This window comes from Laspinema olomoucense D3b (genome assembly GCF_025370785.1).
In the GTDB taxonomy this organism is placed as follows: Bacteria; Cyanobacteriota; Cyanobacteriia; order Cyanobacteriales; family Laspinemataceae; genus Laspinema; species Laspinema olomoucense.
On sequence record NZ_JAMXFA010000058.1, the window covers coordinates 24,392 to 34,067 of the forward strand.

The 9,676-nt window shown below is 46.2% G+C and carries 11 protein-coding genes and 1 pseudogene; 8 read left to right on the forward strand and 4 right to left on the reverse strand.

What is annotated here, in order from left to right; translation table 11 throughout:
* Positions 1 to 4 precede the first annotated feature (4 nt).
* Positions 5 to 862, forward strand: a complete 858-nt coding sequence (purU, locus tag NG792_RS26665) for a formyltetrahydrofolate deformylase (RefSeq protein ID WP_261201619.1) — start codon at positions 5 to 7, stop codon at positions 860 to 862.
* Positions 863 to 1,030: 168 nt separating this feature from the next.
* Here the strand turns inward: purU and NG792_RS26670 are convergent, their stop codons facing one another.
* Positions 1,031 to 1,474 carry a ribosomal maturation YjgA family protein gene (locus tag NG792_RS26670; RefSeq protein WP_261237452.1) on the reverse strand — a complete coding sequence of 148 codons (444 nt, stop codon included), beginning with the start codon at positions 1,472 to 1,474 and terminating at the stop codon, positions 1,031 to 1,033.
* A gap of 140 nt (positions 1,475 to 1,614) precedes the next feature.
* Here NG792_RS26670 and NG792_RS26675 point away from each other — a divergent pair, with 140 nt between their 5' ends.
* The 7 genes from NG792_RS26675 (at position 1,615) to NG792_RS26705 (ending at position 7,996) form a co-directional block, all read left to right on the forward strand.
* On the forward strand, positions 1,615 to 2,169 hold the full coding sequence (locus NG792_RS26675; protein WP_261237453.1) for a hypothetical protein: 555 nt from the start codon (positions 1,615 to 1,617) through the stop codon (positions 2,167 to 2,169).
* Positions 2,170 to 2,199: 30 nt separating this feature from the next.
* Positions 2,200 to 2,403, forward strand: coding sequence for a hydrogenase maturation nickel metallochaperone HypA (locus tag NG792_RS26680; RefSeq protein WP_261237454.1), 204 nt, complete (start codon positions 2,200 to 2,202; stop codon positions 2,401 to 2,403).
* A 219-nt stretch (positions 2,404 to 2,622) separates the two neighbouring features.
* Complete coding sequence (locus NG792_RS26685) at positions 2,623 to 3,072, forward strand: DUF6335 family protein (RefSeq protein ID WP_261201623.1); 450 nt, start codon at positions 2,623 to 2,625, stop codon at positions 3,070 to 3,072.
* A gap of 291 nt (positions 3,073 to 3,363) precedes the next feature.
* Positions 3,364 to 4,806: an MFS transporter gene (locus tag NG792_RS26690; protein ID WP_261201624.1), complete on the forward strand. Its 1,443-nt coding sequence runs from the start codon at positions 3,364 to 3,366 to the stop codon at positions 4,804 to 4,806.
* A gap of 66 nt (positions 4,807 to 4,872) precedes the next feature.
* On the forward strand, positions 4,873 to 6,138 hold the full coding sequence (locus NG792_RS26695) for an ABC transporter substrate-binding protein (RefSeq protein ID WP_261237455.1): 1,266 nt from the start codon (positions 4,873 to 4,875) through the stop codon (positions 6,136 to 6,138).
* Positions 6,139 to 6,188: 50 nt separating this feature from the next.
* Positions 6,189 to 7,142: a carbohydrate ABC transporter permease gene (locus NG792_RS26700; protein WP_261237456.1), complete on the forward strand. Its 954-nt coding sequence runs from the start codon at positions 6,189 to 6,191 to the stop codon at positions 7,140 to 7,142.
* Positions 7,143 to 7,168: 26 nt separating this feature from the next.
* Complete coding sequence (locus NG792_RS26705; RefSeq protein WP_261201627.1) at positions 7,169 to 7,996, forward strand: carbohydrate ABC transporter permease; 828 nt, start codon at positions 7,169 to 7,171, stop codon at positions 7,994 to 7,996.
* A 78-nt stretch (positions 7,997 to 8,074) separates the two neighbouring features.
* Here NG792_RS26705 and NG792_RS26710 read toward each other — a convergent pair whose 3' ends face one another.
* The 3 genes and pseudogenes from NG792_RS26710 to NG792_RS26720 all read right to left on the reverse strand — a co-directional run.
* A complete protein-coding gene (locus NG792_RS26710) occupies positions 8,075 to 8,746 on the reverse strand; it encodes a Fe2+-dependent dioxygenase (RefSeq protein WP_261237457.1) in 672 nt (223 codons plus the stop codon).
* Between the two features lie 193 nt (positions 8,747 to 8,939).
* The gene (locus NG792_RS26715; RefSeq protein ID WP_261201629.1) at positions 8,940 to 9,236 is read right to left on the reverse strand and encodes a hypothetical protein; all 297 of its coding nucleotides are present in this window, start codon (positions 9,234 to 9,236) and stop codon (positions 8,940 to 8,942) included.
* A gap of 191 nt (positions 9,237 to 9,427) precedes the next feature.
* Positions 9,428 to 9,640, reverse strand: a pseudogene (locus tag NG792_RS26720) (zinc ribbon domain-containing protein); the annotation flags it as partial.
* Positions 9,641 to 9,676: the final 36 nt, after the last annotated feature.

The window sequence follows — 9,676 nt, forward strand, 5'->3', positions numbered from 1 at the left end:
ACTAATGACCAGTCCAACTGCAACCTTACTTGTTTCTTGTCCCGATCGCCGAGGATTAGTGGCGACGATCGCCAATTTTATCTATTCCCATAACGGCAATATTATTCATGCTGATCATCATACAGATTTTGCGGCAGGGTTATTTTTGACTCGGATCGAGTGGCAACTGGATGGGTTTGATATACCCCGGGAGGCGATCGCCTCTACCTTTAAAGAAACCATTGCTGACCCCCTGGATGCCAATTGGCAACTGCATTTTTCCGACACCATCCCTCGCCTCTCGATTTGGGTGAGTCGGCAAGATCATTGCTTACTCGATTTACTCTGGCGGCAGAAGGCGAAGGAATTTCATTCATCCATTCCTTTAATTATCAGCAACCATCCGGACCTCGAAGAGATTGCTCAACAGTTTGGAGCCGACTTCTATTGTCTCCCGATTACCAAAGATAACAAAATTAGTCAAGAAGCGAAGCAATTAGAATTACTTAACCAGTATAACATTGACGTGGTAGTTTTGGCTAAATATATGCAGGTTTTAAGCGGGGATTTTGTCCAAAAATTTCCGACGGTGATTAATATTCATCACTCATTTTTACCTGCTTTTGCGGGAGCAAAACCTTATCATCAAGCCTATAAACGGGGGGTAAAAATTATTGGCGCTACGGCACATTATGTCACAGCCGACCTTGATGCAGGGCCAATTATTGAGCAAGATGTGGTCCGGGTCAGCCATCGAGATGAGGTGACTGATTTGATTAGAAAAGGCAAGGATTTAGAACGGATGGTGTTAGCTAGGGCGGTCCGTCTGCATTTGCAAAATCGAGTCCTCGTCTATGGCGATCGCACCGTTGTCTTTGGATAAACCGAGGCGGTGGATAAAACACAGATTAGAAACCGGGTTTCTAAACAAAAGTTTTGGCAACTTGCCACAAATTAAGGAAAGTACCCCGGTTTCTGGTCCTGGAATTTACGAGTGAACCGAAAGTTTTATGCGGCTCAAGCCTGATTGAAAATTGTTCCTTTTACGGGGTTATTGTATGCTGCTATTAATTTTATGCTTCCCCGTATAATGCTGAAGCGCTTTCACCCACAACCATCCCAAAAAACAGCCGATAAAATAATAGGGAAAATCTGACCAAACAAAGGTGGTTCCTAATACCAATCGTCCCGGCAGGGTGGCGCGAATGGCTTGTAAAAATTGGGGATGCCAAAGTTGTAGAAATTCTAAAAGGCAGGTGGCAATTAAAACGCCTATTGCTGCCGATTTTGCGGAAACTTTGGGCCAAATCACAACAACCAGCAGAATCCAAAAAATTTCGTAGGGAATCCCCCCAAATGAATCATTGAGCCAGGATTGACCCGGACCGCGATAAAATTTGGTAAACAAACCGAAGGGGACGAGTATTGCTATACTGATGAACAAACCCAGGCGGTATTGAAAAACTCGATGCTGGGGGGAAAAGGGAGAAGTCATAGCGGATCAACGGCTCAATCTATTGATACCTGATTCTAATATAGCGAGTCTCAATTATTCCGGCAAGGCTTGAGGAGTAAGAGCATTTGAGATTCCTGCCTCCCTTTTGGGGATTTTTTTAATTAAAACAACTTAAACCGATGACTTATTTCAGTGGATTACCAGAATTTATCGCTTCTTGGGACGATCGCTTTGTGGAAGAAAACCCCACCGAAACCTTTCGAGAAAGTCCCCTCGGCAATATCAACACCGATGGGACTGCCGCTTGTGCGGATTCCCCGATTTTGTCTAAATACCATCGCAAGTTTAAAAAATCCATTGAACCCGGTATCCGAGATTTAACCATTGCTTTAATTCTTAAATTTAACTGCATCACTTATTCCAGTTGTCAGGGGCATTTTTCTACTTCAAAATCGCAAATGCGGCCTAGATATGTGGGCATTCTTCCCCGGGACTTAGCTGAGTATCATTCTTTATTTGAGCAGTTGAAAACGGTGGCGGATTTGAGCAACGCTAGGTTAGCCCAAAATCCCGTGCAAGTGGTCTTAACGCCGGATACCCTAGAATCAGAAAAGTGCGTGATGCCTTGTTTTAATCTGTTTTTTATCTCCAAATCTGCCGATGAAGCCACCTATTTTCAAGAAGTGGAAGCGGTGTATGAAACGTTTTTAAAATTGCTGAGCGATCGCCTATAATACTCAACCGATTAATGGGGGATAACAACTATGACAGAAAGTCCTCGACCCTTGAATGATGATGAACTGAAGGAGTGGCAGGCGCGACTCAAGGAAGCCAACCGCTACAATATTTTTTGCCACTGTCGTCACTGTGGGGAAGAATGGGTTGATTCTTTTACGGATGCACCTTGTAAATCCTGTGGCAGTCGCGATGTAGAGTATATTGCCTGTTGGCAGTTTCCCGATGGCTGATTGAACGGAGTATTGGGTTATTTTGGGGATCTATACTGCCCAAGGGTTGATAAAATATGCCCTGGGGTAGAACTTGATAACCTTGAAAGCGGTTAGGATTTGTAAAAGCCCAGAAAGTTAGTTGAGAGTGTTATTAGGGTAAAACCTAACTCTAACACTGACGGAGATGGATTTGTCCTAAAATTTTTTCCAAGTTTTGCTGATATTCAAGGGATAATTATGACTAAAAATAAACAAGAAAAACTTAAAAAAATGGCCCAAGAAGAGGGTAGTGTAGAAGATTTGTCTCAAGCTTTGACTGAATCTTTGGGAACTGGATTAGCGAATCCGCCTGGAACTAATATTGGAGGTCGGAGCATGGAAAATCAGATGAAGCAATACACCCATACCAGTCCTGAATTAACGGGTGGGGATGTGGATGCGGCATGGACGGAAGCTCAAAATGTTGGGGATGAAGCAGTGGGGGGAACAGTAGCGACTCCCGACCAAGATATTGTAGATGAAATCGGTGCAGCAGCGGGAGTGGAACAGGCCGATCGCCAAGAGTTAAGAGTTCGCGACGAATTGTCAGAACGAGATGAGGAACGCTGGGAATTAGACCCGGAATCCTCGGAAGAGTATGAAGCTCGGCGCGAGAGTTTGGAGCGCGATCGCCTCGGTCAATTTTAGGTATGGAAAGCATTTATAAGTAAGGGAGCGATGGTTTGAGCGCTCCTTTTTTATGGCATTGCGGTTAGAAACCGGGTTTCTTATTTCACTTTGGCTCAGAAGACCAAAAATTGGGTACCAACCCGGTTTTTTATTTCCTTGCATCCCCAGTCCAAATCCAGAATCTTCACCCGTCTCTCACCCCAAGCAAATTTGCCTCTCCAGTCGGATTGCCATTTCCTGCCATTTTTTTTGAAACTCTAACCACTTTATAGTGATGACATCAACAGATTAAATTTCTTTAAATCGGCTATGACCCAGAGTAAACTGACGATCGCCTTTCCTCTAAAAAAGCCTCTATTTTCCGAATACCTTGCCGAAAATTCCCTGGTTCTTCCTAATGGGAAACGCTCTAAACCGGCGATTCGCACCAGCTTACAAGCGTCTACCCTAGATGGTGTGTTTGCCACGTTTTTCTCCTGCGCTACCGGGGGGGTCTTGCTGAGTAATTTTTTGCTGGATCTCGGCGCGAGTAACATTGAAATCGGATTACTGGCAGCGATCCCGATGCTGGTGAATTTTCTGCAACCTGTGGGGGCCTATCTGGGCGATCGCACGACGAGTCGTCACTGGTACACCCTCTCCATTTTCAGCATTTCCCGCCTCTTCTGGCTGTTTTTACTCCTGGGCATTGGCTGGTTTCTCGTGGATCCCCGGCAAGCCCACAATCTGGTTCTGGGAACCCTGGCGATCGTCGCCCTCACCCATATTTTAGGGGCCCTCGGGAGTCCTTCCTGGGTGAGTTGGATGGCGGCATTAGTCCCCGATCGCCTCCGGGGGCGTTACTTTGGCTTTCGCAACAGTGCAGCGAATCTCACCAATTTGCTGGCAATGCCAGTATTAGGGGTGATGGTATCCCAATGGGACGGGGGGACCATTGAAGGCTATGGGATTATCTTGTGTGTGGCGATCGCTGCTGGCATCATTAGCTTATGCTTCCAGTTTTTGATGGCAGATGTTAACCCCCAAATTTGGGGCAGCGACAGCGAAAGTCTGCCCAACTCTGAACCCACTTCCCCCTCATCCGCGATTGCCCTGCCGAGTTTTTTAAAAGATAAAAATTTCCGGATGTTTCTGCTGTATTTTGGCGGATGGATGTTTGCTGTCAACCTCAGCGCCCCATTTTTCAACCTCTATTTACTCAAAGATTTAGAACTCGATGTGAGTTGGGTAACCCTCTACAACAGCCTCGCTGCCGGTGCCAACTTGCTGATGCTGCCCATCTGGGGAAAATTAGCCGATCGCCTCGGAAATCGTCCCCTGTTACTCTTCGTCGGTATCCTCGTCGCCATCACTCCGGTACTCTGGCTGGCAACGGGAACCCACGGGGTCCTGTTGTGGGTGGGATTGCCCCTGTTACACCTGATTAGTGGTGCAACATGGGCAGCAGTGGATCTGTGTGGTAGTAATATCCAAATGCAAATCGCCCCAGCAAAACAGCCTTCGAGTTATTTTGCGATCGCCGCTGCCGTTAGTGGTTTAGCCGGTGCAGTCGGGACCACCCTGGGCGGATTTATCGCCACTCAATCGGCTTTTGGCGGATTCGTTGGCTTATTTGCCTTCTCTGCCCTCTTGCGACTGTTGGCCCTGCTTCCCTTGCTATTCCTCCAAGAACCCCGTAGCCAAAGCCTCCGCCAGATACTTGACAACCTTGCAAGTTTTTGGTTAAAGCCCCGGTTAAATTCTGATTCATAAGGGCATAATAAAAAAGTATCGGCTATTACATTCAGGACGGCCCAGCTTTACCCGAGAGCAGGATTTATGTCAAAACTTTATCGGCTTCTGTGCCAGTGGGCGATCGTCCTGCTCCTGGTTCTCAGCATCACCGCCTGCGGCAGTTCCCTGGGGGAAGATGTCACTACCCTCACCCTCAGTGGGTGGCAAAGTAGTCCCGTTGAAAAACAGCTTCTTGAACAGCTACTCCGGGATTTTGAAGCCACCCATCCCCACATTAAAGTCAAGTATGAAGTGATTACGGATCAGTATTCTGACGTCATCAAGACGCGGTTAATTGGGGACGCGGCTCCGGATATCTTTTATTTAGATACCCTAGAAGCACCCTTACTCATGCATCGCGGCGTATTAGAACCCCTCGATCGCTATATCACTCCAGAATTTGACCTTAAAGATTTTCAACCGGCGATGCTGAATGCCTTCAAATATAAGGGCCAAATCTACGGTTTACCCAAAGATTTCTCCACTCTAGCGCTCTATTACAATACCGAATTTTTCCAGGAAGCGGGGTTAAGTGAACCGCCCAAAACTTGGGCGCAATTACAGGAGTATTCTGAAAAATTAACCGTGAGACGCAACCGCGATCGCCGGATTCAGCGCTATGGGTATGGCATGGTTCCCGAATTAACCCGTCAAGCCTTTGTGATTCGCGCCTTTGGCGGGCAATTTGTCGATCGCAAAGGCTTCGCCGCATTTGCTCAACCCAAAGCCTTAAAAGGACTCACCCCCGTTATAGAACAATATCAACAAACTCGCACCGCAGGCATTCCTTCCGATACCGGCGCAAGTAACGTCAGCGAAATGTTTGGACAGGGAAAAGCCGCAATGGTTCTTGATGGCAATTGGGCCATTCCTTACCTGCAAGAAACCTTTCCTCGGATTTCTTTTGCCATTGCTCCCGTCCCCACAATTAACGGCAAAAAAGGGACAATGGCCTTTACCGTTGCCTACGTCATGAATAAACAATCCACCCACAAACAGGAAGCGTGGGAATTGATTTCTTATCTAACCGGAAAAGAGGGCATGAAAGCTTGGGCCCGTGGCGGATTGATCTTACCCACCCGCAAATCAGTCCTCACCGAACTGGGATATCCCAATAATCCCCTCTATGCGCCCTTTGTCGCCGGTGCCGACTATGCCACCCTCTGGCAGGCGGGGGAAAATTTGTCCCTTGTCACCCAAAATTTTAACAACCAGTTTCTCAGTGCTTTATTAGGGGAACAATCTTTATTAGAGGCAATGAAAAAAGCCCAAGCTACTGCCAACCAGGAAATTAAAGCCAGTTTGTATTAATTCCCCGGAATTAAGGCAGTCCTGTCCTCAGTCCCCGATCTCCCTAAGCTATGACCAGCATTCCACTCAACCCTATGCCAGCCACTTCCCTAAATCCAGCGGCTTCTCGGTCTAAAAAACCTCGGAATTTTCGCTTTTCCCCTTCCCTATCCGGTTATCTGTTTATTACCCCGGCTTTAATGATTTTAGGGGTGTTTTTGGGGTTGCCGATTTTGTATGCAATTTTTCTCTCGTTTCACAAAGTTGAGATTTTGGGGGAAATGAGCTATCGGTTTGTCCACCTGCGGAATTTTACCCGATTGGCTGATGATGGACGGGTTTGGATTGCCTTGAAAAATACCGCTGAATATGTGGCGATCGTCGTTCCTATCCAGACTTTCATTGCTTTGATGTTAGCCTTGGTTCTCAATGCCCAAATACGCGGAAAAAATCTGTTTAGGGTGGTGTTTTTCCTGCCCACGATTACCTCTTCGGCGGTGTTAACCCTGATTTTTATGTGGATTTACAATGCCGATGGGCTACTCAATCATTTTTTAGAAGGGTTCGGTTTACCCACTTACAATTGGTTGGGAGACCCAAATATTGCCCTCAAATCGATTATGATTATGAATATTTGGGCCAGCGCTCCCTTTTTTATGGTGATTTATTTGGCAGCGTTGCAGGATATTCCCGAGTCTCTCTATGAAGCTGCCAAAATTGATGGGGCAAATGGGTGCGATCGCTTTCTGAATATTACCTTGCCCTTACTCAAACCCGTGACTTTTTTTATCATTGTTATGGGCATTATTGGCACGTTCCAACTCTTTGACCAATCCTATATTTTCTCCGGAGGGTCAGGCGGTCCCAATAATTCTACCTTGACCGTGGTTTTGTTGATTTATCAGTATGCTTTTAAGAGCTTAGAGATGGGATATGCTGCTGCCTTAGCCCTCTTATTAGCAACGGCGATCGTCTTAGCAACCCTGGTGCAACGGTATCTCTTTAAAGAAGATATGCCTCAGTAATCCTCATCACAGGAGACTCACGGAGAATGAAGCGAATTTCTGGATTAAAAGCCCTGCTGTACGGATTCTTAATTCTGTACGCCCTGATCACCTTTATTCCCTTTGGTTGGGCGATGTCCGCATCCTTTAAACCCTTAGCAGAAATTGTGGAAGGGGGAATGCATTTTATCCCCCAGAATTTCACCCTGGAGAACTATCAATCTATCTTTACCCGAGAACGCCTATTTGGGCGCTGGTTATTCAATAGTGCTTTTGTAGCCGTTTGCGTTACCGGGTTTAATATAGTCTTTAATTCGATGGCAGGCTATGCCCTAGCCCGGATTCCCTTCCGGGGAAATCGGATTGTGTTTGGGATGATTTTAGCGGTGTTAATGATTCCCGGACAAATCACATTGATTCCCACCTTTTTAATTTTAAAATCCTTGGGTTGGTTGAATACTTACCAAGGGTTAATTGTCCCCAGTATGGTCAATGCGACGTTTATTTTTATGATGCGTCAGTTCTTTGTGAATTTCCCCAAGGAACTGGAGGAAGCGGCAGCATTGGATGGCTTGAATCGATGGCAAACCTTTTGGAAGGTGGTGATGCCCTTAGCAAAACCCGCCCTAGCGGCTCAAGCTATTTTTATTTTTATGGGAAGCTGGAACAATTTTTTCATGCCCTTAATTGTGGTCTCCAGCCAAGATATGTTTACGTTACCTTTGGGGTTAAATACGTTTAAGGGTCAATATATCAGTTATTGGAACTATATCATGGCCGCTTCGATGGTGTTTACATTACCCGCTTTGGCAATTTATGCATTTTTTAATCGTTATTTTGTGCAAGGGGTAACCTTTACGGGTAATAAGGGGTGAGACGCGCAGGCGTTATCCTTTTCCAGGAGTTCCCCTGCCCCCTGCGGCTAAATTTTGCAGTAATTGGGATAATTGGGGTTAAAGTTCTACCCATTGCCGCAGTAAGTTGGCGTGGGTTTTGCACAGTAAATCGAATTCTACCGTTTTGCCATATTGCTCAAATATTGACTTTCTCACCGTATCGAGTTCAAAGAGAATTTCCCGTTGCTGAACGTCGCGAACCAGACTCTGAACCCAAGTCACCGCAGCCAAACGAATTCCCTCCGTTACTTCGGTAACTTGATGGAGAAATGTAGAAGGATAAACAATCATTGACCCAGCGGGGAGTTTAAAAGATTTTTCACCCAGACTGGTATCAATGACTAATTCACCGCCTTGATAGGTATCTGGCTCGCTGAGAAATAGGGTGAGTGATACATCCGATCGCACCAATTCTCCCTCGCCCATAATTGCATTATCGGTATGCCAACCATAGGACATTCCTGGTTCATAACGATTAAACAAAATTGGCCTAATTTTTTGGGGACGCACGGAGGCTTTAAAGAGCGGATTTTGCGCGATCGCATTATGCACAATTCCTCTCACTTTTCGGGCAACCTCTGTATCTCCTTTCAATTGATAGTTATCTTTAACAGTTTTCGCATACCTCCCAGCGGTGAGTTTACCCTCCACAAATTCAGCATCTTTCAGAAGGCGATGAATCTCGTCTAACTGGTTTGATAAAAGAACTTGCTCAATACATAAAATCATGGAATTAAGGCCAAATTCAGCTAAAAAATATTGCAGATTTCCTCGGACTCAATGAGGGCCAAAGAGAGATAGGGATACCCTAGCCCTGATATCTGATTCAAGGCTAGGAAAATCCCGGATCAAATCGTTATTATCAAATGATGCTTAAGAGGGTTCACTCGTTGCTACAAAACGAAACAACCGTGGCAATGCACTAAGATTCTCCACCTTCACCATCTTGGCCCTCTTGGCCCTCTTGGCCCTCTTGGGCATCTTCTCCATCTTGGGCATCTTGGCCATCTTCGCCATTTTCACCATCGTCGGCTGCGCCTGGATTGGGAGTAGTCGAAGCTGGGGCTGTGGGAGCGCTGCCCTCTTCTCCACCCTCTTGAGTGGTAGGAGCTGGGGGAGTTTGTTCTCCTCCTGTCTGACCACCGGGCTGCTCGGCACAGGCCACCACGGTTGTCGCTAGGCCAAGACTCAGAAATAGTGCAACAGCTTTAGAGTTCATAGCTAATTTGTGATTGTGATTATTCTTGGTCAGAAGTGATCATAACCCACATTCCGTCGGATTGGATTAGATCAGGAACTCACGAATTTAGGAGGTTTGAGGCTCTATTGAAGGGCCTCATCTAAGGTCTAATAGAAATAACGCTGCTCTATAAAACTTACACAAACCCGGACATAGCCGGATATTGATGTTTATTTCTTGCTTCGTCCGGGACTGTCGGCAGCACCCCGTCCACAAGTGTAATCGCCCAAGCCCGGCGATTTTTCTAAATTCACGCTGGCATTCCAATCTCTATCAATCTTCAGACCACAGTTCTGACATTCAAAAGTGCGTTGGTTTAACGGCATTTTTTGTCGATGGTGGCAATTAGAACAGAGTTGACTGGATGGATAAAATCTATCGGATTAAACTAAGCCGGGCAGTCGCCCACCCGACTCGTC

Excerpts from the sequence above, each read along its gene's own strand:
- NG792_RS26675 (WP_261237453.1), top strand. The coding sequence starts at position 1,615 with ATGACTTATTTCAGTGGATTACCAGAATTTATCGCTTCTTGGGACGAT.
- NG792_RS26710 (WP_261237457.1), bottom strand. The coding sequence starts at position 8,746 with ATGATTTTATGTATTGAGCAAGTTCTTTTATCAAACCAGTTAGACGAG.
- NG792_RS26670 (WP_261237452.1), bottom strand. The coding sequence starts at position 1,474 with ATGACTTCTCCCTTTTCCCCCCAGCATCGAGTTTTTCAATACCGCCTG.
- NG792_RS26715 (WP_261201629.1), bottom strand. The coding sequence starts at position 9,236 with ATGAACTCTAAAGCTGTTGCACTATTTCTGAGTCTTGGCCTAGCGACA.
- NG792_RS26695 (WP_261237455.1), top strand. The coding sequence starts at position 4,873 with ATGTCAAAACTTTATCGGCTTCTGTGCCAGTGGGCGATCGTCCTGCTC.
- purU (WP_261201619.1), top strand. The coding sequence starts at position 5 with ATGACCAGTCCAACTGCAACCTTACTTGTTTCTTGTCCCGATCGCCGA.
- NG792_RS26700 (WP_261237456.1), top strand. The coding sequence starts at position 6,189 with ATGACCAGCATTCCACTCAACCCTATGCCAGCCACTTCCCTAAATCCA.
- NG792_RS26685 (WP_261201623.1), top strand. The coding sequence starts at position 2,623 with ATGACTAAAAATAAACAAGAAAAACTTAAAAAAATGGCCCAAGAAGAG.
- NG792_RS26690 (WP_261201624.1), top strand. The coding sequence starts at position 3,364 with ATGACCCAGAGTAAACTGACGATCGCCTTTCCTCTAAAAAAGCCTCTA.
- NG792_RS26680 (WP_261237454.1), top strand. The coding sequence starts at position 2,200 with ATGACAGAAAGTCCTCGACCCTTGAATGATGATGAACTGAAGGAGTGG.
- NG792_RS26705 (WP_261201627.1), top strand. The coding sequence starts at position 7,169 with ATGAAGCGAATTTCTGGATTAAAAGCCCTGCTGTACGGATTCTTAATT.